Source organism: Rothia sp. 18CD1-1 (assembly GCF_055285355.1).
Map to the genome: position 1 here is coordinate 1 of NZ_JBUZLI010000007.1, position 25,029 is coordinate 25,029.

28 protein-coding genes and 1 tRNA gene are annotated in these 25,029 nt (G+C 59.6%); 14 read left to right on the top strand and 15 right to left on the bottom strand.

The annotated features are described in order from the left end of the window. Nucleotides 1–38 precede the first annotated feature (38 nt). From ACS1BR_RS05745 to ACS1BR_RS05765, 5 genes are all read left to right on the top strand, one after another. Nucleotides 39–689 (top strand): hypothetical protein, encoded by a 651-nt coding sequence (locus ACS1BR_RS05745; protein WP_463560949.1) that lies wholly within the window; start codon nucleotides 39–41, stop codon nucleotides 687–689. 70 nt (nucleotides 690–759) lie between these two features. Next, entirely contained in the window at nucleotides 760–1,428 is a 669-nt protein-coding gene (locus tag ACS1BR_RS05750; protein WP_463560951.1) for a hypothetical protein, read from the top strand. 30 nt (nucleotides 1,429–1,458) lie between these two features. Then, the gene (locus ACS1BR_RS05755) at nucleotides 1,459–1,710 is read left to right on the top strand and encodes a hypothetical protein (protein ID WP_463560953.1); all 252 of its coding nucleotides are present in this window, start codon (nucleotides 1,459–1,461) and stop codon (nucleotides 1,708–1,710) included. Nucleotides 1,711–1,787: 77 nt separating this feature from the next. After that, complete coding sequence (locus ACS1BR_RS05760; RefSeq protein WP_463560955.1) at nucleotides 1,788–2,366, top strand: hypothetical protein; 579 nt, start codon at nucleotides 1,788–1,790, stop codon at nucleotides 2,364–2,366. A gap of 133 nt (nucleotides 2,367–2,499) precedes the next feature. After that, nucleotides 2,500–3,084 carry a hypothetical protein gene (locus tag ACS1BR_RS05765; protein ID WP_463560956.1) on the top strand — a complete coding sequence of 195 codons (585 nt, stop codon included), beginning with the start codon at nucleotides 2,500–2,502 and terminating at the stop codon, nucleotides 3,082–3,084. Nucleotides 3,085–3,231: 147 nt separating this feature from the next. Here the strand turns inward: ACS1BR_RS05765 and ACS1BR_RS05770 are convergent, their stop codons facing one another. From ACS1BR_RS05770 to ACS1BR_RS05805, 8 genes are all read right to left on the bottom strand, one after another. Further along, entirely contained in the window at nucleotides 3,232–3,816 is a 585-nt protein-coding gene (locus tag ACS1BR_RS05770; RefSeq protein WP_463560958.1) for an NAD(P)H-binding protein, read from the bottom strand. Between the two features lie 37 nt (nucleotides 3,817–3,853). After that, a complete protein-coding gene (locus ACS1BR_RS05775; protein ID WP_463560960.1) occupies nucleotides 3,854–4,225 on the bottom strand; it encodes a nuclear transport factor 2 family protein in 372 nt (123 codons plus the stop codon). A 104-nt stretch (nucleotides 4,226–4,329) separates the two neighbouring features. Continuing rightward, nucleotides 4,330–4,716, bottom strand: coding sequence for an Rv3654c family TadE-like protein (locus ACS1BR_RS05780; RefSeq protein WP_463560962.1), 387 nt, complete (start codon nucleotides 4,714–4,716; stop codon nucleotides 4,330–4,332). Then, on the bottom strand, nucleotides 4,713–5,117 hold the full coding sequence (locus ACS1BR_RS05785; RefSeq protein WP_463560963.1) for a TadE family type IV pilus minor pilin: 405 nt from the start codon (nucleotides 5,115–5,117) through the stop codon (nucleotides 4,713–4,715). The genes ACS1BR_RS05780 and ACS1BR_RS05785 overlap by 4 nt, the downstream gene beginning before the upstream one ends. Nucleotides 5,118–5,198: 81 nt before the next feature. Beyond that, nucleotides 5,199–5,423, bottom strand: a complete 225-nt coding sequence (locus ACS1BR_RS05790) for a DUF4244 domain-containing protein (protein ID WP_463560965.1) — start codon at nucleotides 5,421–5,423, stop codon at nucleotides 5,199–5,201. A 262-nt stretch (nucleotides 5,424–5,685) separates the two neighbouring features. Then, nucleotides 5,686–6,165, bottom strand: coding sequence for a type II secretion system F family protein (locus ACS1BR_RS05795; RefSeq protein ID WP_463560967.1), 480 nt, complete (start codon nucleotides 6,163–6,165; stop codon nucleotides 5,686–5,688). Then, the gene (locus ACS1BR_RS05800) at nucleotides 6,166–6,843 is read right to left on the bottom strand and encodes a type II secretion system F family protein (protein ID WP_463560969.1); all 678 of its coding nucleotides are present in this window, start codon (nucleotides 6,841–6,843) and stop codon (nucleotides 6,166–6,168) included. It lies immediately after the preceding gene. Nucleotides 6,844–6,896: 53 nt separating this feature from the next. Then, on the bottom strand, nucleotides 6,897–8,141 hold the full coding sequence (locus ACS1BR_RS05805) for a TadA family conjugal transfer-associated ATPase (RefSeq protein ID WP_463560972.1): 1,245 nt from the start codon (nucleotides 8,139–8,141) through the stop codon (nucleotides 6,897–6,899). Nucleotides 8,142–8,387: 246 nt separating this feature from the next. Here ACS1BR_RS05805 and ACS1BR_RS05810 point away from each other — a divergent pair, with 246 nt between their 5' ends. Next, the gene (locus ACS1BR_RS05810) at nucleotides 8,388–10,172 is read left to right on the top strand and encodes a bifunctional 3'-5' exonuclease/DNA polymerase (RefSeq protein WP_463560975.1); all 1,785 of its coding nucleotides are present in this window, start codon (nucleotides 8,388–8,390) and stop codon (nucleotides 10,170–10,172) included. Between the two features lies 1 nt (nucleotide 10,173). Here ACS1BR_RS05810 and ACS1BR_RS05815 read toward each other — a convergent pair whose 3' ends face one another. Beyond that, nucleotides 10,174–10,902, bottom strand: a complete 729-nt coding sequence (locus ACS1BR_RS05815; protein ID WP_463560978.1) for an NUDIX hydrolase — start codon at nucleotides 10,900–10,902, stop codon at nucleotides 10,174–10,176. Then, a complete protein-coding gene (nth, locus tag ACS1BR_RS05820) occupies nucleotides 10,892–11,782 on the bottom strand; it encodes an endonuclease III (RefSeq protein ID WP_463560980.1) in 891 nt (296 codons plus the stop codon). The genes ACS1BR_RS05815 and nth overlap by 11 nt, the downstream gene beginning before the upstream one ends. Before the next feature lie 155 nt (nucleotides 11,783–11,937). Here nth and acs point away from each other — a divergent pair, with 155 nt between their 5' ends. Beyond that, the gene (acs, locus tag ACS1BR_RS05825; protein ID WP_463560982.1) at nucleotides 11,938–13,869 is read left to right on the top strand and encodes an acetate--CoA ligase; all 1,932 of its coding nucleotides are present in this window, start codon (nucleotides 11,938–11,940) and stop codon (nucleotides 13,867–13,869) included. Nucleotides 13,870–13,904: 35 nt separating this feature from the next. Beyond that, nucleotides 13,905–14,342 carry a type II 3-dehydroquinate dehydratase gene (aroQ, locus tag ACS1BR_RS05830; protein ID WP_463560983.1) on the top strand — a complete coding sequence of 146 codons (438 nt, stop codon included), beginning with the start codon at nucleotides 13,905–13,907 and terminating at the stop codon, nucleotides 14,340–14,342. 30 nt (nucleotides 14,343–14,372) lie between these two features. Here aroQ and ACS1BR_RS05835 read toward each other — a convergent pair whose 3' ends face one another. Next, nucleotides 14,373–15,608: a MarP family serine protease gene (locus ACS1BR_RS05835; RefSeq protein WP_463560985.1), complete on the bottom strand. Its 1,236-nt coding sequence runs from the start codon at nucleotides 15,606–15,608 to the stop codon at nucleotides 14,373–14,375. 252 nt (nucleotides 15,609–15,860) lie between these two features. On the opposite strand from ACS1BR_RS05835, the gene ACS1BR_RS05840 reads away from it, so the two are divergent. Beyond that, the gene (locus tag ACS1BR_RS05840; protein ID WP_463560987.1) at nucleotides 15,861–16,538 is read left to right on the top strand and encodes a Crp/Fnr family transcriptional regulator; all 678 of its coding nucleotides are present in this window, start codon (nucleotides 15,861–15,863) and stop codon (nucleotides 16,536–16,538) included. A gap of 44 nt (nucleotides 16,539–16,582) precedes the next feature. Here ACS1BR_RS05840 and ACS1BR_RS05845 read toward each other — a convergent pair whose 3' ends face one another. From ACS1BR_RS05845 to ACS1BR_RS05855, 3 genes are all read right to left on the bottom strand, one after another. Further along, on the bottom strand, nucleotides 16,583–17,557 hold the full coding sequence (locus ACS1BR_RS05845; protein ID WP_463560989.1) for an NUDIX hydrolase: 975 nt from the start codon (nucleotides 17,555–17,557) through the stop codon (nucleotides 16,583–16,585). Beyond that, nucleotides 17,550–18,026, bottom strand: a complete 477-nt coding sequence (locus ACS1BR_RS05850; RefSeq protein ID WP_463560991.1) for a RidA family protein — start codon at nucleotides 18,024–18,026, stop codon at nucleotides 17,550–17,552. The genes ACS1BR_RS05845 and ACS1BR_RS05850 overlap by 8 nt, the downstream gene beginning before the upstream one ends. A 119-nt stretch (nucleotides 18,027–18,145) precedes the next feature. Next, on the bottom strand, nucleotides 18,146–18,346 hold the full coding sequence (locus ACS1BR_RS05855; RefSeq protein WP_463560993.1) for a DUF4177 domain-containing protein: 201 nt from the start codon (nucleotides 18,344–18,346) through the stop codon (nucleotides 18,146–18,148). Nucleotides 18,347–18,496: 150 nt separating this feature from the next. On the opposite strand from ACS1BR_RS05855, the gene ACS1BR_RS05860 reads away from it, so the two are divergent. From ACS1BR_RS05860 to rhuM, 5 genes are all read left to right on the top strand, one after another. Further along, a complete protein-coding gene (locus ACS1BR_RS05860) occupies nucleotides 18,497–20,623 on the top strand; it encodes a transglycosylase domain-containing protein (RefSeq protein ID WP_463560995.1) in 2,127 nt (708 codons plus the stop codon). Nucleotides 20,624–20,665: 42 nt separating this feature from the next. Continuing rightward, entirely contained in the window at nucleotides 20,666–21,613 is a 948-nt protein-coding gene (locus ACS1BR_RS05865) for a metallophosphoesterase (RefSeq protein WP_463560998.1), read from the top strand. Between the two features lie 81 nt (nucleotides 21,614–21,694). After that, nucleotides 21,695–21,771, top strand: a tRNA-Pro gene (locus ACS1BR_RS05870). A 92-nt stretch (nucleotides 21,772–21,863) separates the two neighbouring features. Further along, nucleotides 21,864–22,301: a virulence RhuM family protein gene (locus ACS1BR_RS05875; protein ID WP_463561000.1), complete on the top strand. Its 438-nt coding sequence runs from the start codon at nucleotides 21,864–21,866 to the stop codon at nucleotides 22,299–22,301. Beyond that, nucleotides 22,285–22,707 carry a RhuM family protein gene (rhuM, locus tag ACS1BR_RS05880; RefSeq protein WP_463561257.1) on the top strand — a complete coding sequence of 141 codons (423 nt, stop codon included), beginning with the start codon at nucleotides 22,285–22,287 and terminating at the stop codon, nucleotides 22,705–22,707. The genes ACS1BR_RS05875 and rhuM overlap by 17 nt, the downstream gene beginning before the upstream one ends. 290 nt (nucleotides 22,708–22,997) lie before the next feature. On the opposite strand, the gene nhaA is transcribed toward rhuM, so the two are convergent. Next, nucleotides 22,998–24,857: a Na+/H+ antiporter NhaA gene (nhaA, locus tag ACS1BR_RS05885; RefSeq protein ID WP_463561002.1), complete on the bottom strand. Its 1,860-nt coding sequence runs from the start codon at nucleotides 24,855–24,857 to the stop codon at nucleotides 22,998–23,000. Between the last annotated feature and the right edge of the window lie 172 nt (nucleotides 24,858–25,029).

Consider the following 25,029-nt stretch of genomic DNA (forward strand, 5'->3'; position numbering starts at 1 on the left):
TTGTGTTAGCTTGTTTATTATTATCGGGATGTTCCACTATGAATTCACGAAAAAAGTCTCTTGAAGAGTCTGACGTCTATATCCAGGCCCCGGTCCAGGAGGTGGTGGATGAGTGGATGACCGCTCGTAACGGCACCATCGAGGCCAGCGGCAAAGACGCCTACTACTATGAAGTCACCGAGACCGTTGATCCGGTTGATACTACCAGTAGAGACATGCGCTATGACCTGCCGGGAGAGACCTGCAGCATAGAGGAAGGTAAAGAATCAGCCCGAGCGAGCTTACATGTATCTACTTCAGTGACGGATGCATCCGGTACTGATTTTGATACTGAGATTGAGAAGGTGGCTGATTTTTGGCGGTCCCAGGGATGGGAGGATATCCGGTCCGGAGGAAAATCTAAGATTAGCAAGTCTATTGTTGTTTATACACCGCTAGGCACAAGGTTGATTTATACGGTATGGATTTCAGAGAGAGGTATATCTAAGTCCTTGTCGATGACATCAGGCTGTGTTCAGGAGTTTTCCCGAATCAATTCTAAATATCTCGGTGACTTCAACGATCGGTTCGATAAACTAACCCAGTCTACCGCCCCACAGGATACTACACCCGCAGACCCGGCAGACGATCCTGCCGGTCAAGACCCCTCAAGCAGTGAGAGTCCTACCGGGCACGAGGGCCGGGAGTAAGAAACCGGTGAGACCTGTAAGACTCCTGCTCATCGGTCTAGCCCTACTAGCAGCATCGGGATGTTCTGCTGTGAATTCCAGTGATGAGCGTAAACCCTTAGAAGAAAGAGAAGGCTATATCCAGGCCCCGGTCCAGGAGGTGGTGGATGAGTGGATGACCGCTCGTAACGGCACCATCGAGGCCAGCGGCGGAGACGCCTATTACTACGGAGGAGTAGAGACCGTTGATCCGGTTGATACTACCAGTAGAGACATGCGCTATGACCTGCCGGGAGAGACCTGCAGCATAGAGGAAGGTAAAGAATCAGCCCGAGCACACCTTGCTGCCTGGACAGATCTTCTTGATGCCCCTGAGACAGATCTGGATACTGAGATTGAGAAGGTAGCCGATTTCTGGCGGTCCCAGGACTGGGGCGAGATCTATGAGGGCGGGGCCGCGAAAAACGAACGATCCATCATCGTCTACACCACCCTAGGCACCCGTATTATCTACCGAGTACGCCTTGACGAAGGTCAAATCATGAAGTCTATTCGTATGACGTCTGGCTGTGTTCAGGAGTTTTCCCGAATCAATTCTAAATATCTCGGTGACTTCAACGATCGATTCGATAAACTAACCGAGTCCACCGATCCGGAAGAATCGACACCCGCAGACCCGGCAGACGATCCTGCCGGTCAAAACCCCTCAACCGCCGAGAACTCAGCCGTTGAGAGCACAACAACAAGAACAGAAGAATAATCAAAGATATAAGACAGAAGGATCATAGCCATGGATCTTGAAATCGACTACGACCAACTCCAAACAGCAATCAACTTTTTTGGTACCGAACATGACAGCACCCAGGAAGCCCACAACGAAAATATAGAAAACCTCACCGGCAACGAAGACCCTCTCAGCGATCACCATCAACAAGCCACCACCGACCTGACCACCATGCTCACCGAATGCACCAGCGACTTCAATGACATGAAAGAACAGGCCCAAGGAATCTACAACACCTTTAAAGAAGCAGACACCTAACCATCCACGGCAGAGACGAGACAACCCAAACTAATCTGGTAGCGCATTCTTACGGGACTGATGTAGCTTTTTCGGCTATGACGGATATGGAAACCACCGTTGATAGCGCGGTGTTTCTAGGCTCGGCCGGGCTAGCTCAGGAGCAGGTCAAGGATGTCAATAACGGGAAACGACACCTAGCAATCGCACCAGAAAATATCGCTTACACTCGTGCGACTGAGGATACGACAGCACCACTGGGATACGGTTTCCTCTGGATGAAAGAACCACCAGCAGACATCAACGGTACCGTAGAAATCAGCGCTGAAGGCGGCTATAGCCGTAGCGGTCACTATTTCCAAGATACTGACGGGCACGGACTCTACGGAGAAAAGAACGGCCTAGAAGGCTACCTAGACGAAAATACGTCTTCCCGGTATCAAACGTCCCTCTGGACCACCGGACACCAAGACCAGATCGGGCAACTACTAGACTATGATGACCCTGCCGACGGGGACACCTACCATAGCCCTCAAGGAGACATCACGACCTACCCTAATAACCGTAGAGACCTGTCTTCCCCGGAAGGGATCGAGAAACTCAGAAAATACGCAGAAAGAAAAGGGATCGACTGGGAGGAAGTCCAAGACGGTGAACCAGGAACCAAAAACCGTTAAGACCGTGATGAATGTTCTACTACCAAGAACTAGGCAGGCAAGCAGGAAAATATTACCTACTATCGGTATTCTTCTACTACTCACAGCCTGTACCGCTCACAGCAATAACACCACCGGAGAAGGAACACCGGGTATGAGCCAACAAACCACCACGGAAACCGAAGAACCAGAAGCTAGTGCCGACGAGATCTTCAAAGAACTCTACGAGGCGGTAACCATCGCAGTAACAGCTAATGGGAATGAGGAATTCTTCCGCTGGAAGAACAATAGTCAGCCGTTCCCGTACCAGGAAGCATCATGGGCAGAGACTGTTCCTTTTACCTGTAGCGACGATGATATAGACAAAGCCCGCCTCAGTATTTGGGCGACGACCTTCGAACAGTTCAAAGAAGGCGAGAATTCCAACGAGGATTTCCGGGAACAAGAGAAGAAGGTCCGGGCTGCCTGGCAAGCCCGCGGCTGGGAAGTAACCGGGGACGGGACAGCAGCAGGGCTAGTTGTTCATCTTAACTACGGCAGCAAGGTAGGTTATGGTACCGGCCCGGGCGGAGAATCAATCGAGGCAAACACCAGGTGTTTTACGGTGTTTGAGGGGGATGAGCGAGAAGCCCAGGCCCAGCCTATCCCCGGTTCCCGGGCTGAAGACCTTCCCAACACCCCCGTTGAGACACCCACCGAGGACACCGAGACCAGCAACAAACCCGAGGCAACAGCCTAAACAAACCAGGAAAGGGGCAGGACTAGTTCAATCTAACCCCGCCCCTCCTCCTTTATCCCATAAGGCAGCTTATAACGCTCTAGAAACCCGTGTAGATAGTGCGGAGTTTCTAGGCTCGGCCAGGCCAAAAGACCCGGGATCATGGGTCTACCGGTGCAGGCCCAAATTCTCACCGTCGTAGAGTTCTGGCCGATCTATCATCTCCTGTACCAGTTGGGCAATAGCTGCCCGCGAGACATCGTGCCCTGTGAAGGTCTCCCCACGCCGGCTCACCCGAATATCGGTATCAGACCCGTTATCAAACCAGCCGGGACGCAAAATAGTGGTGTGCAGCCCGGAGGCTTCTACCAGATCCGCAGCTTCCCTATAGGGGCGTAGGACCTCAGGAACCACGCCGGCAGGCTCTCCCGCTACCTCACCGTAAATACCCATAGAGGCTACAAAAATCAGCCGCTCAACACCTTTCCGTTTCATGGCCGCAATAATCTGCTGGGCCATGGCAGGCAGGTCACCGGAGAGAGCCACAAACACGAGGTCCTGGCCTTCCACGGCAGTATCGAGATCCTGGGCTGAACTGGCAGAACCATTGATAGCTCGCTCATTCGAGGCTAATTTCAGGCTCTGTGCACGCCGGGAAAAGAGCGTTACCCGGTATTCGGGGCGGCCGCTAAGCCGCTGCCGCAGGGCAGTACCAAGAGAACCACTGGCACCGATTATAAGAATCTTGGTCATTCTTCTCTTCTCTCTTTCTATAGTTATAGTTTTTCTTCTAGTAGGTAGTGGCGACCAGGTGCTTGATAACCCAAACCCCTTCGGTATCCCGCCGGAAAGTCAGAGTCATCTCTAGGGGCCAGGTAGCAGGGCCAGCGCCCCAAATCCTGGCCCTCACCCGGTTACGACCCACCAGGATCCCTTGATTTTCAGCAATATTAACCCTAATAGAGTCTTCCTGGGAAGAGTAGTACTTCATTTCCTCAGACTCAATCTGCTGTAGCCACTCGGCCAGAGGCTGAACATAGCCGTTCATGTGGGTCAGCGTAGCAGCCGGATCAATTAGCTGCGCCAATAAGTCGGTGTTTTTGGTCAGCATGGCCTGCTGCATCTGCCGATAAATGCTCTCTAGTTTTTCTTCTTCAGTCACTCTACTTCTTCCTCATACCTGTGTCAGATAAGCACCCGTCAACGGCGGTGGTAGCCTACCATAAGCCCCGGTGGATAAAATGTCAAAATCATATAAACCAACCCCTATTTTCCTCCCGGTGGTCCTGCCCTGCTCACCGATTCGGCATAACCCAAGAGAGCAAACACGCCGGTAATTTTGACCCGCACCCGCACGTCCACCGTTCCCCTCAGGTGCCCCGGCTGAGAGCAGGCAAGCAGTTCCGCCCCGTTAGCGGCAGACACCGCCACCGCAACCTCGCAAGGCTCCCCCTCAGCCAGCCCCCGGGCGCTATCCGCAGCAGCGAGCGCACTCAAATCAGCGGCAGATGCCGCCCTCTGGTTGGCGGTCACCACACCAACCAGCCCGGCAACCGTCACGCAGAGAATCAGCAAAACCGCTATAAGACCCAGGGCAAGAGCGGTGCCCGAGCCGCGCTCTGCATCGTCATCTTTGCGTCTACCGGTGTTCACGGTGCCTGCTCACTGGGCACGGTAGCCTCTGCCCGCTGTTCCCAGCCGGTGAGCTCGCCAAGGATCCCGGGTGCCCTTTTACTGCTTGACACCGTCACGTTGGATCCCTGGCGGGTCACCGATACGGTAATGGCAGAATCAATATCCCCGGCTATCCGCTGCACGGACTGGCTACTCTCACCCCGTGCCGCGGCGCGGGCACCCAGGCGGGCAGATTCTTCCAGTTTAATCTGGGTGACCCCGGTAGCAGCTAACCCCAGTAGAAGAGCAAGCACAAAAATAACCGCCGGTAACACCACAGCAAACTCTGCTGTCACCGCACCGGTATCCCCCGCATTATCCCTTATCCGCCCACCCGCGGTCGGCCCGCAACCGGTGCGCCTGCAACGGTCAATAGTCATATTTTTAGCTCCACCTTCCCAAGAATTTCTGGGTCACCGGGCCACCAACAGATCGTGCGGTAGGCCCGGCTGCCCCTCAACCTAGGCCCCGCTGGAGAGCGCGTTCTGCACTATACCCAGCAGGAGCTGGCGCACCTCATCCGATTTGAGGATCACCACCAGAAGCCCCGCGAAACCGACAGCCGCCAGCATCACAATCCCGTACTCTGCCGTGGTAGCACCCGCTTCGCTGTCATCCTCGATATCGGTGAGCACCTCACCGATGAGGGCTTTCTCCTCAGCATCACTGTTTACTTTCTCCACCATGGTGTGTTCTCCTTGGGTGAATAACTATCTACTGTGCTCTCCCGCCCACCCCGGGGTGAGCGGGAGAGGTATCTCTACTCTGACTCCCCGTAGCCTTCACCGGGAGGGAAAAAGAAAATCTGTGGATAAAGCCGGCGAGTTTGTGCCGTTTTTTCTGCCTGTGTACACCGTGTTCCGCCTGTGCTGTGCGGCCCCGGTAGGTATCGGCGTATACCGGCTCCTTGCGGGTAAGGTCTTGAGGCTGCCCGGCACTACCGGCAAACTAGCGCAGGATAGCGGGGGCCATCGAAACCAGCACGGGCACCACACCCAGACAGATAAAAGCGGGTAAGGAACACACCCCCAGCGGCACCACCAGTTTCACACTCAATCGAGCGGCAGACTTTTCAAACACCCGGTAGCCCTGCCGTCTCTGCCGCCGCGCTAAAACCTCTAAAAGCTCGGCACTGGGTGCACCCGTCTCAACCATAAAACCCAGGCTTTCTCGCAGAGGCTCCAACTCCCGGGGCACTTCAAGACCCCGCCAAGCCTGCTGCCAGTTTCCCCCGGCATGCAACCGGTCAACCACGGTCAGCAGTACCCGCCGGTGCGATTCTCCGTTCAGATCAGCAAGTCTCAGCAAACAGGTGCTCAGCGAAAGCCCAGCCGCCAGCATCGCGGCGGTGAGATCCAGGTAGAGGGCCGCACCCACAAGCGGCACATCACGGCCCCCTCCACCCCGTCGTCGGAGACGTGTCAGCATCTATAGCTCCCCTCTCTCCGCCAGGTCTACCAACCGGGCAGTCCAGCACCGCCCCGCCAGGGCAAGCCCCAGGCCGGTTCCCCCAACCAGCAGCCCCAGCACAGACCCAAAGAGCATACCCAGAGGATCCGTACCCATCAGGACCCCCAGCCCCAACCCCAGGAGGGGAAGCCAAGAAAGAATACGGGCGGTAGCCTTGGGCCCGGACATCGCTGAATCGCGCGCCTGCGAAAGATCAATCTCGCTCTCATAGAAACGGGCCAGATTTTCCAGTACCCGGCTCAGCGGGGCGCCCGTCCGCTCGCTCACCCTCCAGCAGGCAGCCATTTCCACCAGCCGCTGCTCCGAATACCGTCTCCCTAACCGCCCCCGGTCCACCAGGCTCTTCATCGCCTCCGACACCGGTTGCCCGCACCCGGCTCTCAGCCGGCAATGCTCCAACACGAGCCCCAGATCCTCGCGGGCCGCGGCTAAAGCCCTTCTCGCAGAAACAGTGGCTACCCTTTCCACGGGATCAGCGGGAGGCTCCACCTCTGTACCCTCCACCACCAGCCGGTTAAACACATCTCGCGGTTCCAGCCCCGCACGCAGCAGCGCCGCCATACGCCACACCGTATTGGGCCACAGCTCCATCTCATCGACGGTGGGTTTACTACGCGATACAGCACCGCCGTGCACACCCCACCACCTAATACCATCTTTTCTCGATACTCTTCTAAACACCACTCCCCCTACCCGGCCTGAGACACAAGCCGCCGGCCTGCCTCTGTCCACACCCAAGAATCGGACCCCGGCTGAACACCGCACAGGGTTTCGGTCTCCAGCCCGCTGTCTGAGAGCACGATTCTAGCGACCTCGGCAATTCTACGCCGGGTCCCGTACCGCTGAATATGCACCACAAAATCAATCGCCGTAGACACCTGAAGAGACACGGCCTGCCGGTTCAGCCCCGCCATCGCACCCATGGCGTAGAGACGGGTCACCACCGCTTGAGCAGAATTGGCGTGCACCGTTGCTCCGGTTCCCGAGTGCCCGGTGTTCATGGCGGTGAGCATGTCGGCCACCTCCCCACCGCGACACTCACCCAGCACCAACCTGCTGGGGCGCATACGGAGAGCCTGCCGAATGAGCTCCCGCAGCCCCACCTCGCCCCGGCCCTCGGCATTGGCCTGCCTGGTTTGAAGCGCCACCACGTGCGGGTGGTCGGGGGCGAGTTCCGCCGAGTCTTCAATGGTCACTATCCGCTCACCGCTATCGCACTCCCCCAACAGGGCGTTGAGAAGAGTGGTTTTACCCGTGCCCGTTCCGCCCGAGATCAGAAAATTTTTGTGCTCCCGCACCAGGTAGTTCAGAAGCGGCTGTAGCTCAGCGGTGTACATGCCCCACTCCCCCAGCCGGGATAACGAGGGCCTATCAGCCGGCTGCAATCGAATGGATAGGGCGGTGGAGCCCCTGCTCAAAGGTGGCAGTACAGCGTGAATTCGCTGACCCCGGTCATTGTGTACATCGGCGCTGGGATAGGAGTCATCAAGTCGGCCCCCGGCGCTCACAATCAGCCGGGTGGCAAGGGATCGCACGGCCGCATCATCAGCGAACTCTACCGCGGTTTTACTGATTTTCCCGCCGGCCTCGACCCACACCTCATGGGGACTATTCACAAAGATGTCGGTGAGATTTTCGGTGGCGAGCAGGGGTTCTAGCGGGCCCAACCCAAAAAGTTCAGCCCGCAGCTTTTCGTGTGCCCGTTGTCGGTCGGCGGCACTGAGGGAAAGAGAGTTTTCGTTTGCCACCGTATCGATCAGGGCCGCCAGGTGGTTCTCTTGCGGTAGCCTGTCCCGGTCCGGTTCCGCGAAATAGCGGTCGCGGGCGGCCCCCACCACCCGGCGCAGGTTTTCGGTTTCGGATCCCGCAGTCGTGTGCGTGCCGGTATCCGGTATACCCGCCCGTTTCTTTCTCACCCACTCACGCGATGGCATGGGCACCTCCTTACTGCACGGTGATTAACCCTGTATAAGCATTAGACCCCGCCGGTAGCCCCGGAGGAAGAGCGCACAAAAATTGTGGATACGCAGTCACGGGGGTATCCGGTAACACCGGTCGAAAAGGTTTTGTCCACAGGTGGCCGGTGCACCGGTTGCGGTCCGCCTCTGAGCACACCCCGCAGCCTCAGAGGCCCCACCGCAGGGCCCGCACACCCGCCGGATATGGGCGATAATGGAAGCATGTACGTTGTGATCGGGGCAGCCGAGCCCACCACCGATCCCCCGGGGCAGGACACCCTGTGGGAGGCTGTCACCTTCACGGAAAACGGTATCGGCACCCGCCGCCGTGTACCCGGTGAGAGACTCGCCGCCCTGGTTCGGGACGTAGAGAACCGCAACGGTTCCGCGGTTATCCGCTGGGTCTGGGCCGATTCACGCCCTGTCATGCCGCTGCTTCTCGCCCAGGGTGTCTCGCCCCACCGCGCCCACGATCTACGGCTGGTACAGCGGATATTGGTCACCGCCGCCACACGCCCCCAGAACCGGTTGAGTTTTGTCCCCGTCCGTAACCTGCTCGCTACAGATACCGGTCAGGCACCCGGTGTTCTCCCCGCTACAGCCCCGGCTCCCGGGCAGGGTGCCCTTTTTGCCGATAGCTCACTGGGAGGTCAAGCCGCCGCCACGCGGACGGCACCCACGGCCGAGGAACTTGCGCGCGAGCTTCGCGCTCAGCTGGCCGCCATCGACTCCTCGCCGCATCCGGGGCGGCTCCGCCTGCTCGCTGCGGCAGAATCAGCCGGCGGCATGATCGCCGCAGAGATGAAGTTCTTTGGGATCCCCTGGAACCGGGCCGTCCACGAAAAGATTCTTCTCGATGCCCTGGGACCCCGCCCGACGCAGGGTCAGCGGCCCTACCGCATGGAAAAACTGGCCGCAGAGATCAGTCAGCTGCTGGGCAACCCCGCGGTCAATATTGACTCCCCAGCCGAACTCCTCAAAGCCATGAATTCCGCGGGCGTGCGGGTGGGCTCAACCCGCAAGTGGGAGCTGCTCGCCTGGGCCGATGAAAACCCGCGGCTGAGAGAGCACCGGCACACCCTAGTCGACCCGATTTTACGCTATAAAAAACTTGCCCGCCTGTTCACCGCCAACGGCTGGAACTGGCTCGATGAATGGGTCTCTCGTGACCGCTTTTATCCCAGCTACGAGGTGGGAGGCGTGGTGACCGGCCGCTGGGGTGCCCACGGTGGTGGTGCCATGCAGATCCCTAAAGATGTGCGTTCGGCGGTTCAGGCTGAGCCGGGTATGAAACTTGTGGTTGCCGATGCCAGCCAGGTTGAGCCCCGTATTTTGGCGGCGATGAGCGGTGATGACGGTCTTGCGGTAGCCGGGCGAGGTACCGACCTGTACCTGGGGATTGCCCAGCTCGGCAGCCGCACCGGGTCGGTGTTGAATGAGCGGGCTCATGCCAAGGTTGCGCTCCTCGGTGCCATGTACGGGGCTACCACCGGCGAGTCGGGGCGGCTTATGCCGCATCTGCGTCAGCTTTTTCCGCGGGCGATCGCCTTTACCGAGCGGGCGGCGGAGGTGGGCCGGCGCGGCGGACAGGTCACCACCTACCTGGGGCGCACGTCGCCGGCACCGGGGGAAGATTGGTTTGAGCGGCAGCGTCACCAGGCGACCGCCGGTGAGGAGCGCGCCGCTCGGGCCGCAGCTGCCAGCTGGGGGCGGTTTACCCGTAATTTTGTGGTGCAGGGAACCGCCGCCGAGTGGGCCCTGTGCTGGATGTCGCTTATCCGGCAGAAAATGGGTAGCGCTGTTTTGTATGGGAAGCCGCTACGGTCTCGGCTGGTCTATTTTCTGCACGACGAGGTGGTAATCTACGGACCCGCACGAGAGGCTGAAATGTGCACCGCAATTATTCGGTCCGCGGCTCGCGAGGCCGCTGAACTGATTTTCGGCCCGGTCCCGGTCGAGTTCCCGGTCACCGTAGCAGCCACCGACAACTACGCCGCGGTGAAGTAGCTCAGATTTCTATTTCTCGCCGTTCTGTGCGGGCGAGAGGCTGCGCCCAGCCGGCTTCCTCAAAGATTTTATCGAGCAGGATCCCCGTAAATCCCCAGATCACCAGGTTTTCCCCGCCGCCGTTCACGCGGAAGGCCGGTGACAGGTGGGTGGCCCTACCCCGCCTACTGCGCACCGTATACCGGTTGGCCGAATCCAGCAGTTCCGCCACGGGAACCCGTAGCACCAGCGACGACTCGCCGATATCCTGGGCGGCCACCTGAGAAGTGTCCCTCCACCATGCCAGCACCGGGGTCACCATAAAATTACTAACGGCGAGCGGTAGCGGCCGAAGCTCACCCAAGATCTCGACCCCGTTCGGGTCCAGCCCGGTTTCCTCCACCGCCTCACGCAGGGCGGTAACATGCGAAACCGGTAGCCCCTCGGCGGCAGCCACCTCGTAGTCTTCGGGGTCCACTTTGCCGCCGGGAAAAGCCGGCTGGCCCGCGTGCTGACGCAGAGTGTTCGCGCGCACAACAATCAGAACATCAAGAGCGGAAGCCGCCGCGCCGTCCGGGGTCTGCCCCATGGCCGTCTGCCCGTCCACCGGCCCGAAGAGGATCAGCACCGCCGCAGACTGCGCGGTAGCCGGGTCAAGGCTACCGGTGCGCGGCCCCGGTGAACCGGCAGGCCAAAGGTTTTTACGGCGGACCAGCTCTTGCAGGGTCTCACGGGCAGAATTAGGCGCCAAGGCTCCAGCCCTCCTGCCGCAGCTGCCGCCGGCTAGCACCCTCAACCAGGCGCAAGTGTAGCCGCTCCCTCCCCGGCGCCATCTCGTACTTGAGAAGCTGGGCGGCCGCGGTTTCATCGGTCTCCCCCGCACCGTAGGAGGGGCAGAGATCGGCAATTGGGCATACCCCGCAGGCCGGTTTGCGGGCGTGGCAGATACGGCGACCGTGGTAGACCATACGGTGGGAAAACTCGGTCCAGTCCCTGCGCTCAATCAGTTCTGCAAGATCGCCCTCAACCCCCACCGGGTCTTCTTTCACGCTCAGCCCCAGCCGGCGGGCAAGCCGACCAAAGTGGGTATCAACGGTGAGACCCGGCTGCCCAAAGGCATTACCCAGCACCACAAAAGCTGTTTTTCTGCCCACCCCCGGAAGCTTCACCAGTTCCTCCAGATGCCGGGGTACTTCACCGTCGTGCTCGGTCACCAACCGCTGGGCCAAACCAATGATCGACGCCGCTTTGGACCGGTAGAAACCCAGCGACCGCACTATTTCTTCCACCGTGTCCGGTGCCGCCTGCGCTAGCGTCTGCGGATCGGGGTAGGCGAAAAAGAGTTCCGGTGTTACCGAGTTGACCCGTGTGTCCGTGGTCTGTGCCGAAAGGACGGTGGCGACCAGCAGCTCAAACGGGTTCGAGAAATCGAGTTCTGCCACCGCATAGGGGTAGGTCTCCCCCAGGATTCTGTTAATTTTTCGGGCCCGGCGCTTTTTTCCCAGCTCTGTTTCACGGTGGCGGGCTGCCCGCCGTGCGGCCGCCGCCGCTCTGAAAGGCGGCACCTGGCGGATCTCGATACGTTTCAGTTGGCCGGTCTCAAGCGGCCTGGAGTCGGGTACTGCTGTCACCCTCCCAGCCTACCGGCTATTTTCTGCTCGTTTCTTCTCCCAACATCCGCCATAGGTGTGGCGGAAGATACAGTTTATAGCTTAGGGTGGAAATAACCAATATCTCATGGTTTCCGTCACAAGCCGTGGGTTATGCGCTACTGAAAGGTTGAAACATGTCAGAGAACCCGCAGATTTTTGCCCCCTCCCCGGAGTTTACGGCCCAGGCCAACGCGGGCGAAGAACTCTACGCAACGGCCCGGGACCAAGGCCCCGACTTCTGGGCCCACCAGGCACGCGATCTCCTCACCTGGAGCAAGGACTTCTCCCAAACCCTCGACGATTCCAGCCCGCCCTTTATCCGATGGTTTGCCGACGGCGAGCTCAATGCCTGCTACAACGCCGTAGACCGCCACGTCGATCGGGGAAACGGGTCGCGCACAGCGCTCATCTTTGAGGGCGAGCCTGGGGACACCCGCACCTACACCTACGCCCAGCTCAGAGACCTGGTGTCGCGGGCAGCCAATACCCTAGAATCCCTGGGTGTCTCTCACGGCGACCGCGTGGTCATCTACCTGCCCACCATCCCCGAGGCCCTCATATCCATGCTGGCCTGCGCGCGAGTGGGCGCTATCCATTCGGTGGTGTTCGGGGGCTTCTCTGCCGACGCGCTGAGCTCCCGCATCAAAGACGCTCAGGCCAAACTGGTGATTACCGCGGACGGCTCCTACCGGCGCGGCAAACCCACCGGTCTGAAACCGACCGCAGACCGGGCGCTCTGCCGGGACTGCCCCAGCGTCGAGCACGTGCTGGTGGTCAAACGTAACGGGCAGAGAATTGACTGGCGTGAGGGGCGGGATATCTGGTGGCACGAGGCCGTGGACAGCGCATCGAGTGACCATCTACCGGCAGCACACAGTGCCGAAGACCCTCTCTTTATCCTCTACACCTCGGGTACCACCGGAACACCCAAGGGAATTGTGCACACCACGGGCGGCTACCTCACCCAGGCCGCTTTCACCCACAAGTACGTTTTTGATATCAAACCCGAGACCGATGTCTACTGGTGTACCGCCGACGTTGGCTGGGTCACCGGGCACACCTATGTTGCCTACGCACCCCTGGTCAACGGCGCCACCCAGGTGATCTATGAGGGTACACCGGATTCACCGCACCGCGGCAGGTTCTGGGAGATCGTGCAAAAATACGGGGTCAGTATCATGTACACCTCTCCCACCGCTATCCGCACCATGATGAAGTGGGGTGAGGAGATACCCTCGGGCTACGATCTCGGGTCTCTGCGGCTGCTGGGTACGGTGGGTGAGGCTATCAACCCCGAGGCATGGCTCTGGTTCCACCGGGTGATCGGTGGTAGCCGCTGTCCCATTGTTGACACCTGGTGGCAGACAGAGACCGGCGCTATCATGATTTCGCAGCTACCGGGTGTCACCGCCGCCAAGCCCGGCTCGGCGCAACAGCCCCTACCCGGTATATCGGTAGACGTGGTCGACAATTTCGGTGAGCCGCTGGGGAAAGAGCAGCCCGGCTTACTCACCATCACCGAGCCCTGGCCCTCTATGCTGCGCACCATTTGGGGCGACGACCAGCGCTATACAGACACCTACTGGGCGCGGTTCGGCGACAGGTATTTTGCCGGTGACGGCGCGCAACGCGATGCGGACGGCGATATCTGGGTGCTGGGTAGGGTGGACGACGTCATGAACGTTTCCGGGCACCGGCTGTCCACCCCCGAGATTGAGTCAGCCCTGGTCTCCCACCCGGCGGTGGCGGAGGCCGCGGTGGTGGGTGCCAGCGATGAAACCACGGGCCAGGCTGTGATGGCTTTTGTGATACTCGCCGAGCAGGCGGACACCTCGGGTAGCCACCACGAGTTGGCCGAGGAGATTCGAGCGCACGTGGGTACCGAAATTTCGCCCATTGCCAAACCCAAACGGGTGCTCATCGTGCCGGAGCTGCCCAAGACCCGCTCGGGTAAGATCATGCGCCGCCTCCTCAAGGACGTCGCCGAAAACCGCCCCGTAGGGGATGTCACCACCCTGGCCGACTCCACGGTGATGGAGGCTATCGTCGAAACCTATAGGTCCTAGGCGGGCCGGGCAGAAGATGCGCTTAGACTGTGAGTATGTCTAAGCGCATCTTTGTTTTAAACGGCCCCAACCTGAATCTTTTGGGGCAGCGTCGGCCCGACATCTACGGCAGCACCACACTGGCCGATATTGAGGAGCAGGTGCGCGAGCGCGCCAGGGTCCACGGTGTGGAGATTGATTTTATGCAGTCTAACCACGAGGGTGTGCTGGTTGATGAGGTTCAGCGGGCGCGCGGCGAGGCCGACGCTATTATTATCAATCCGGCGGCTCTCACCCATACTTCTGTTGCTCTTCACGATGCCCTGGAGGCGGTTGATATACCGGTGGTGGAGGTGCATCTTTCCAATATTCATGGGCGGGAAGAGTTTCGCCGTGTCTCCTATGTGTCGGCCCAGGCCACGGCGGTGATAGCCGGTGCGGGTGCGGCCGGGTATTCTTTGGCGCTTGATTTTCTGGTTGGTCGTTTGAGCTAGCCGTGTCCGACCCGGTGACCGAGCCGGGGTCTAGGGGGAGCACTGGCCGGTGTAGACCTGCTCTGTGTAGCTTGCCAGCCCGGATAGTGCCTGCTGAAGTACCGATGACGGTATGGCGTAGCCGGTCTGTCCCTGGGTTGCCTTGGCGAAAATAACCCCGATAACCTCACCGTTTTCGTTGAGTACCGGGCCACCCGAGTTGCCCTGTTCTACGTTGGCGGCTAGCTGGTAGACCAGCCGTGAGGAGGTTTCGCCGGTGCTGGAGTTGACGGTCTGGGTGGTGCCCAGGCCCTGCACGGTGGCTGAGCGGTTTTTGAAGGGGCCGCCGTTGGGGTAGCCCATGAAGGATACGGTGGTGCCGGCCGGCACATCGGTGCCGATGGGCAGCGGGTTGAGCCCCACACCGGGGGCGTGGATAATGGCGAGGTCCTGAGCCGTATCATAGTAGACCACCTGCCCGGAGGTGCTGTTGCCCGCGCGGTCTTGCACAACCGGTTCGCTGACACCGGTGACCACGTGCGCGTTGGTGACCACGTAGTCGTTGGCCGCGACGAATCCGCTTCCCTCGGAGGTGTAGTAGCAGGCATCGGCGTTGCCCAGGATCTGCACCACGGAGCGACTGGCTTCTTCCAGTGCCGCCGTGGAGAGTTCTTCTGTGGGCGCGCTTTCTGAGGGGTAGAGCAGCTGGGTGACCTCGGGGATAGCGCCGGAGTCGATGACATCGGAGCGTAGCTCGTTGACCCGGTCTTCAAAGGGGTCGGGGGTGAGCCTCAGTAGGGTGCTGACCACGGTGGAGTCGCCCAGGGCCCGCGAGATTTGGGGGATTCCCAGCGGCCGCACGGTGAGCACCACCAGCACGATGACGAAGGCGCAGACAAACAGGTTGAGTAGGCCACCGGCTGCCCTTTCCAGCCCTCTCAGCGGGGTGACGTCAGAGACCCGGCGAATCGCTCGCCCCATCAAGAACCCCACCCACTGGCCGGTGATAATGCAGATGAGCAGGCTGAGAATTGCCGCGATCACGTACCAGCCGGTCGAGACCTGGGAGACGACCCAGGGGGTGACCCAAAAGGCTGCGAGGGCACCCAGAATAAAGCCCAGTAGGCTCCCCAGGGAGACGAAGAATCCTCTGTTGATCCCCGAGAAAAAGTAGATAACCAGGATGATAAGCAGAATAATGTCTAGCATGGTCGGCCCTCTGGCCAGTACTCCTTGATAGTCGCCCGGGTAGGCCAGCGGTGGCGGCCTGCCCGGCGGCGTTTTCAACGTATATTTGGTGTACAGATCGTATTACTGTTTCCTGTGTTTTCCCGTAGATAATTCGCCTAAAATCCCAGATTCGTTCACATTATTGGGCGCTCAGGGGTGTGATTTAGCAAGAATTGCGGTACTCTCAATACTAGTTGATTATGTCACACAGAGTTTTTGGTGTCTGCGGCTCCCCGCGGGCCGCGGTCACCGGTCTCTATGCCACCGGCAGCGGTGGCTCCCCGATAATGAGATACTCAAGGAGAATTAATGGATATTGAAGTTCTACGTCGCGCACCGCTTTTTGCTTCTCTCGATGACCAAGCGTTTGCCGCACTGACCGAAGACATCACCGAGGTTGACCTCTCTCGCGGTGCCACTCTCTTCTACGAGGGCGACCCCGGCGACCAGCTCTACTTCATCATTTCTGGCAAGATCAAGCTGGGCCGCACCGCCACCGATGGCCGTGAAAACCTGGTGGCTATCATGGGCCCGGGCGAGATTTTTGGTGAGATGGCGCTCTTTGACCCCTCACCGCGTTCAACCAGCGCCACCGCGGTGTCTGAGACCCGCCTGGCCGGGGTCAAGCACGATTCCCTGCGCAAGGCTATGGACAGGTCCCCGCAGATCTCCGCCCAGGTGCTTCAGGCTCTCGCTCGCCGGCTGCGCCGCACCAATGAGAACCTGGCCGACCTGGTTTTCTCCGACGTCCCCGGCCGCGTGGCTAAGGCGCTGCTCGACCTTGCGGACCGTTTTGGTCGCCCCGCCACCGACGGGGTGCTGGTTGCCCACGAGCTGACCCAGGAAGAACTGGCTCAGCTGGTTGGTGCCTCGCGGGAAACCGTGAATAAGGCCCTGGCCGAGTTTGTTTCTCGCGGCTGGATTCGACTCGAGGCCCGCGCCGTGGTGATCCTCGATCTTCAGCGGCTGCGTAACCGCTCACGCTAGGCTTGGCGAAAATAAAGGGGCCGGTGTCCGCCTGAAAGGGTGGGTTACCGGCCTCTTCTCTTACCCGGCACCGTGTACCTGAGAAAATATTTGCCGTCCCGCTCAACGATGTCCGCCTTATTCACCTGCACCTTACGCTTTTGGGCCAGAAAAGCCACGGAGGTTGAGGACTGTGCCAGGCTTTCAAGAATGCAGAGGGTTCCGGGGTTAACCAGTTCCTCAAGTTTTTTACCCACGGTGTTTTCGGCACCGATCAGGTCGCCCAGGGCAGAGGTCGCTTTCTGTTCTACCAGCTGAGCGGCGTTCACCCACTGCCCCCACACGCCTTTAGAAGCCAGCAGCGTGGGCACCTGCCCCACCGGGGCTGGGCAGGCGAAATAGTGGGTGTCATAGCGTTGGTGCCGGTAGTTGGGCGACTGCCAGCGTGCCAGCGGGCGCAGCACGTCGGCCCGCAAGGTCAGGCTGCGCTTGGCGAGATAGTCGGTGAAATCCTTATCGCCGCTGGCTATGGCCTCACGCACCGCCATCTGATCGCAGCCGGTACTGCACCCCTCCACCGTGCTCATGGCATCGGGGCCGGCCAAGAGTATACCGACCTCCTCAAAACTCTCGCGGATAGCGCCCACCACGGCGGCCCGGGCGGTAGCCGTATCCGGCTGCTGAAAGGCCGCCGCCACCGAGGCCGCGCTCGGGCCAGCCCAGCTCAGGGGCTCAAAATCCTCGGGCGTGCACAGGCCACCGGGAAAAGCAACGGTCCCCAGCGGAGACTTTCCCTGCCGGTAGGTCAGAATCGTTTCCAGGCCGTCCCTGCCGTCGCGCACAAAAACCACCGAGGCCGCGGTCTTGAGCTGACAGGGTGCCTGCCCGGCGTCGTCGAGCCATGCCTTGGCCGCACAAACATACTGCTGGGGTATCTCGATGAGGCGTTCACCCGTGTCCCCCGTGGCGGTGGGTAAGGTGCCGGTGGCACGCGGCCGCCCCAGCTTGAGCGCACCGGTATAGAGGGCTTGGCTAGACATATTCGAGGACCAACTCAACTTCTACCGGCGAATCCAGCGGCAGCACGGACACACCCACGGCGGAACGGGCGTGCACCCCGGCCTCACCAAAAATTTCACCCAGAAGCTCGGAGGCACCGTTAATAACCGCCGGCTGGGCGGTAAAGGTGGGCTCAGAAGCAACAAACCCCACCACCTTTACCACCTTCACCACACGGTCAAGGTCACCGATCACCTGCTGAGCCGCTGCTAACGCGTTGAGCGCGGCGGTAGCAGCATAGTCGCGGGCACGACCGGGGTCAACGGTGCCCTCCCCGGCCCTCTCCGAGACCTTCCCGGTCTCGGCAAGCTTGCCGTCCACAAAGGGCAGCTGGCCCGAGGTGTACACATAATTTTGGCTGGACACAGCGGGAACATAGGCGGCTACAGGAGCCGGGGCCTGGGGCAGCTCATACCCCAGTTCACGGATACGCTCTTCAACACGTGACATATTTTCGCTCAATCCTAGTCCTTGGTACGGTGAATGAGGTCTCTTATTCGTCAGAGAGCACAAAGACCGGTCCCGCGGTAGAAACCGCGAACCGGCCCATCGTGCCTACCCATCAAAGTTTACTCCGCCTTCCTACGTTTAAAGTAGGCGATCGGATTACCCGCCGTGGGGGCAACCATATTACCCTGAGGAGCCGCACCCGCCGGAGCACTCGACGGCAAAACCGTCACGAGCTCCCAGCCGTCTTCACCCCAGTTGTCGAGGATCTGCTTGGTCGCGTGAATCATCAGGGGCACAGTGGCGTATTCCCATTTATCCATAGCCTCAAGCCTAGCCGCTGAAGACGGTTCTGGAAAGTCCCCACCGGCACGCTCACAGCCAAAACCCACCCGCCACGGATATAGCATAAAAAATGCTACCCGGTGCAGAATGAATTCCAGCTTCACAGGTTGAACTTGTAAACTGATGCAATGGCTTCATCCAAGAATGTTCGGAAAAAACGCACCCCGGGCGACTTCATTCAGTTCATTGCGCTGAGCATTATCGCCGGTTTCGTCACCGCGGGTATTCTCGTCCCCCCCACCGTCGGCGTGGGGGTGGCGGCAACGTCGTCGATCAACTGGTTTAAAGGCCTGCCCTCCAGTCTGCAAGACGGCCCGCTCTCCAAAACATCCACGATCTACGCCTCTGACGGTAACACCGAGCTGGCAAGTTTCTATTCGCAAAACCGCACCGAGGTCGCGCTCGACGATATTTCGCCCTACATGCAGAAAGCCATTGTCTCTGTTGAGGATCGCGACTTCTACGAGCACGGCGCCGTCTCCCCCCTGGGTATGGCGCGTGCCCTGGTCAACAACGTGCTGCGGCCCAACAACAGGCAGGGGGCCTCCACCCTGACCCAGCAGTATGTCAACAACCTGCTCATCGACCAGGCCGACTATTCGGGTGAAGAAGCCTCCACCCTGGGTGATAATAAGGGCTATCTCGATAAGGTTAAAGAGATTAAGCTCGCCATCTCCATGGAGCAGAACAAGTCCAAGCAGGAGATCCTCGAGGGCTACCTCAACATTGTGAACCTGGGCGGGTCCAACTACGGTGTTGAGGCCGCCGCCCAGTACTACTGGGGTGTTTCGGCACGGGAACTCAATGTGCAGCAGTCGGCCCTTCTGGCCGGCATGGTGCAGTCCCCCAACACCTACCGCCCCGATGTCAACCCCGAGCTCGCCACCGAACGCCGCAACGTGGTTCTTGGCACCATGCTCCGCGACGGCGATATTAGTGAAGACGAATACAACGACGCCATCAATTCCGGCCTGGACCTGGATATTCACACCACCGATGTAGGCTGTTCCACCGCCGGGGATGCCGCCTACTTCTGCGACTATGTTGCCGCCAAAATTTTTCAGGATGAGACCTTTGGCGACACCCCCGAGGACCGCCAAAACAACCTCTACCGCGGCGGCTACTCCATCGTTTCAACCATGAGTTCCTCGGCGCAGAGAGACGCCAAGAGCGCGGTTGAGTCTACCCAGCCCACCGGCACCAACACCGACGATGTCAACTCCTCCCTCATCTCGGTCGAGCCGGGCACCGGCAAGGTGGTCGCGATGGCGCAGAACTCCAACTATGCCGAGGGCGACGATAATTCCGTCTCCATGTACAACTACAATGTTGACTCCGTAGACGGTGGAACCGCCGGTTTCCAGCCCGGATCCACCTTCAAACCGGTGGTTCTCACCGAATGGTTGAAGGAGGGCAAGAGTGCCAACCAGACCATCAACGGCACCTCTCTCAACTACCCGGCCAGCTACCAGTGGCGGGCCAGCTGCCTTGAAAACGGCTACTACCAGTCCGCCGGCGACAACGGCAACGGGTGGAGCTTCAACAACGCCGAAGAGGGCTACCTGCGCTGGGATACCGTCACCTACGGTATTAAAAACTCTATTAACTCTTTCCTCTACTCCATGGCCTCGCAGCTGGACCTTTGCGGTATCTCTGGCACAGCAGAGGAGCTACACGTTTATAAAGCTGATGGGTCCGGTGATGTCGCCTACGAGGTGACTTCGCTGGCATCACTGATCGGTACCCTGGGTGTTTCCCCGCTCACGATGGCTTCGATGTACGCCACCTTCGCCAACGAGGGTGTCTACTGCACCCCCCAGGGTATTGAGGAGGTCAAAGACCGCGATGGTCATACCGTCAAGTCTTTTGAGCCCCAGTGTTCGCGGGCAATTGATTCCGATGTCGCCAACGGCGTGAACTATGTGCTCAAGCAGGTGCTGGTGAGCGGCTCCGGCTACCAGCGCGGGATCGACCTCCCCGATGCCTCGGCCGCCAAGACCGGTACCACCGATAACTCCACCCAGACCTGGACTGTCGGCTATACCCGCGGCCTGTCCACCGCCTCCTGGGTGGGTTCACTGAAATACGGTTCCCGCTCACTCAACGGGCTTTCCATTAACGGGCGAACCCTCGACTACGTTGACGGTGCCACCTATGCCGGTGCCCAGTGGCAGCAGTTTATGAGGGCGCAGGCGAGAAACTACAATACCGATACCTTTGCTGAGCCTCCCGGGTCGATGACGGCCGCACAGTAGGTTTCACGGCTATAGCCTGTCCCATGGGATAGGCTATAGCCTATGGTTTTCTCTTCGTCTGTGGCAGGTTCTGCCCGCCCTCTGTTGCGCGGGCTTGCGGCTACCGCCGGTGTTGGCACCGCGCTGGGAGCTGTCACCGCTGCCTATGCGCACTATATTGAGCTCAACAGTTTTCGAATCCGCCATGAGATTCTGCCCGTGCTACCCGAGGGGGTAGCAGATGTGAGGATTCTGCATATCTCGGATATGCACATGATTCCCGGGCAGCACAAGAAAACCGAGTTTATGCAGTCGCTGGCGCGGCTAGCCCCCGATCTGGTGATCAATACCGGGGATAACCTCTCACATATGGAGGCCCTTCCCGATCTTCTGCAAGCCTTGGGGCCGCTCTTCGATTTTCCCGGTGTCTATGTACCCGGCTCCAACTGCTATTTCGCCCCGGTTTTCAAAAACCCGGCCCGCTACCTGTGGAAACAGTCCACCTCGGCAGAGACCTTAGAGGAGGAGCGGCAGATTCTTCCCACCCAGAGTATGCACGACGCCTTCGACGGGCGCGGCTGGCGGGGCCTCATCAACCGCTACGACACCCTGGAGCTCGGCGGGCTCCGGCTAGAGTTTTCCGGAGTCGATGACCCCCACCTGCACTATGACCGGCACCCCGGTTTCGCCCCGTCTGCCACCGACCCATCGCTCGGCCCGGCGGTGCGGCTCGGTATCTGCCACGCCCCCTACATGCGCACTCTCACCCGTTTTGTCAGCGACGGCGCGCAGGCTATTTTTGCCGGACATACGCACGGTGGTCAGGTGTGTCTGCCGGGTGGCCGTGCCCTGGTCTCCAACTGCGATCTCGACCCCGCCCGCGCTAAAGGGGTATCGCTTCAGGACGGTGTACCGGTGCAGGTCTCGGCGGGGCTGGGCACCTCACGGTTTGCCCCGGTGCGGCTCTTCTGCCCACCCGAGGCGGTGCTGGTGACCCTCACTGCCCCGTAACCTCCCGGCGGCCGTATTTGGCAGGGTCTCCGCTATCGGCTATCATGGAACAGTTGCTTACGGACTCTGTAAGACAACCATCGGGATGTGGCGCAGCTTGGTAGCGCGCGTCGTTCGGGACGACGAGGCCGCAGGTTCAAATCCTGTCATCCCGACCATTTAAACCCATGTCGTGGAAGCCCCACGACGTGGGTTTTTTATTTTGCTGATTTCCCGGTGAGCAAAGGAACCGCTGGCCTATACTAAATTCATGACTTCCCGCCAGCCATATTCTTCAGATCACTCTTCAAAGCTTATCCGCAACTCCACTGCCGAGTTCCTCATCTTCACCGTTCATGAAGGCGGAAGCATCGAGGCCCGCTATGAGGATGAGACGATCTGGCTAACGCAACGCCTGATGGCGGAGCTTTTCGGTGTCGATGTGCGTACCATCAGCGAGCATTTGAAAAATGTCTTCTCCTCCGGTGAGCTAGAGCGTGAAGCAACCATCCGGAAATTCCGGATAGTTCGATCCGAAGGTTCACGCGAGGTGACACGTAGTATCGACCACTACAATCTCGATGCTATTATCTCGGTGGGCTACCGCGTCAATTCGGTCCGAGCCACCCAGTTTCGCCGCTGTCCAGAACAAGCCCCACTACGCCGTTCACGGACGTACCGCTGCCGAACTTATCAGTCTACGCGCTGATGCAGACCAGCCCCACATGGGCCTGACCAGCTGGGCTGGCGGGCCCGAAGGCAAAATCTTACGCAGCGATGTGACAGTTGGCAAGAACTACCTCACCCACGATGAGCTCGATGACCTCGGTCGCCTGGTCAATGCCTTCCTCGACCTGGCTGAGTCCCGCGCCCGTCGGCATATTCCCATGACCATGGAAGACTGGGCCCACCACCTAGATGCTTTCCTGAGTCTCGATGATCGCCAGATCCTTGACGGCGCTGGTCGTATTTCCAAAGCACAGGCTGACGAACATGCTCTGAGCGAGTTCGAGAAGTTCCGCATTATTCAAGATCGTCAATATATCAGTGACTTCGATCGGTTAGAGCGTCAGGCACGCAACCTACCTTCTGCCGGAGATACTGAACAGAAATGAACGGGTCACAATAGATAATCCTTTGCCATCAAGAACGTAACCATTGATCCACAGCACTACTCTGCAATGTGCGAAGCCCTCGATGTATCACCATTAGACGATAATGCCAGTGCTGATAAAGGGAAGAGCGGCTAATCAGTAGATGCGAATAGCCCTAACTGGCCCTGGATCTCTCGGTATTCCCCATCACATACAGCTAAGCCCCACCCATGACTTTGATGAGAGTAGCAGGCGAATAAGCCCAAAGCCCCGGTTCACCGAACGGTGAACCGGGGCTTTCCTGTCGCCAGCTAGCTGGTTGAAGAAGAGGGGCTTTGCTCTTCCTCAAGATCGTCCAGGGCCCACTGGATATTGTGGCGAATATTCCAGGCGTTGAGCGGGCCGTTGACCTTACGACCGTTGATGTAGAGAACGGGGTTACCCGACTCGCGTAGCTCCTCGGGTAGATCCTCACCATCGCGCTGAATCCGGGGTAGGTCTACCCCGCTGGCAATCCGCTCCTCCATAGCGGCAACGTCCAGCCCCTCCTCGGCGGCGATCTCCAGCACCTTATCGCGGTTGAATTCCAGTACCTCTTCGGCGTCACGGGAGATGTGAGTGTGGAAGTCTCTAAAGAGTCCCTGGGCCTCGGCTGCCTCCAGGGCCAGAGCCACATAGGTACCCAGCTCGGTGGTCACATTGTGGCGCAGGCTGTAAGAGATACGGGGATCATTGCCCAGTTCGCCGTAGGACTGCCAGAGAGCACCGGCAAACTTAGAAACTTTTTCGGGGGTGTACTCGGTGTAGAGCACCAGCTGCACCGGGGCGTTCTTGGGACCGTAGAGGTGGTCCTCATCGCCCAGGGGCCGGGGCAGGGTGTCACCGGCCGGCGGGTCCAGCGGCGCGAAACGGTCCCCCAGGCGGAAGATAACGGCGGCCAGGGCCAAAGCCAGAGCGGAGGCCAGGAGCACGCCCACCCGGGCCTGGTCCTGGGCTACCGGGTCGTCCAGGGCCATACCGGCCACCAGCAGGGAGATAGTAAAGCCCATACCGGAGAGGGCCGCGATACCGGCGATACGGGGCATGTCCAGCCCGGCAACCCGTGAGGACGGGACCAGGCGCTGAACAACCCAGGCACCCAACACCACACCAACCAGCTTGCCCAGCACCAGGCCACCAATCACACCCCAGGTGACCGCGGAGGTCATGGCAGCCGAGAAGCTGTCGCCGGTAATAACAATACCGGCGTTAGCCAGGGCGAAGAGGGGCACCACCAGGTAGTTGACATAGCCGGGTAGAAAATCGGAGAGACGCTGGTTAAGGGGTACTGCCCGCACCAGAGTCTCGCGGACAGCCTGGGCGGCCCCGGGAATCGGGTCCTGCCGGTAAAGATCAAAGATACTGTTGGCTACATCGGCGTCTTCCCGGCGTACGGGGTAGACGGGCATGAGCAGGGCAATCAGCACACCGGCCAGGGTGGCGTGGATACCCGAAGAGTACATGGCGTACCAGGTGAAGATACCCACCACCACGTAGGGGAAGGACTGCCATACCCCGCGGCGGGCCAGCAACCAGATAGCCAGCAGACCCAGGGCCACGAAAGCCAGGGCTTGGACGTTGAGGTCCTCGGTGTAGAAGATGGCGATAACGCTCAAAGCCCCAATATCGTCGATGACGGCAAAGGCAAGCAGGAAGGCCCGCAGGCGCGGGGCATTGCGGGGGCCGATCAGAGCCAGCATACCCAGGGCGAAAGCGGTGTCGGTGGAGATCACCACACCCCAGGCGTGTTCAAAGCCGCTGCCGGCGGTCAGCCCCAAGAAAAATAGGGCCGGGACCACCAGGCCACCGATTGCGGCGGCAATGGGAAGGATAGCCTGGCGGGGATTGCGCAGCTCACCCAGAGTGAGGTCTCGGCGCACATCCAGACCCACCATAAAGAAGAAGAAGGTCATCAAGCCCTCGTCCACCCACTCGTGCAGGGTGAAATTAAGGTCTAGGCTCCCGATGCTGATACCGGCATGGGTGTGCCAGAAATGCGAGTAGCTCTCCCCACCAAAGTTGGCCCAGAGCAGGGCCAGGGTGGTGGCCACAACTAGGGCAAAAGCGGCGTAGGTTTCGCTGCGGAAAAACCTGTATCTTCGGCCGTGGTGGGACAGAAAATTATCTGCCATTAACGCGTCTTGAGACACAAAACACTCCTAGGGTCAGTCATGGGGGATACTCTAATATACAGCCTATAAGACTACATGATGCGGGCGCACCCTGATAAGCCCCCGGATAGGATACCGGCTAGCGGGGTTCATCCGCGGTGTCGCGGTTGGGTAATGATATTTTAGAGTCAAA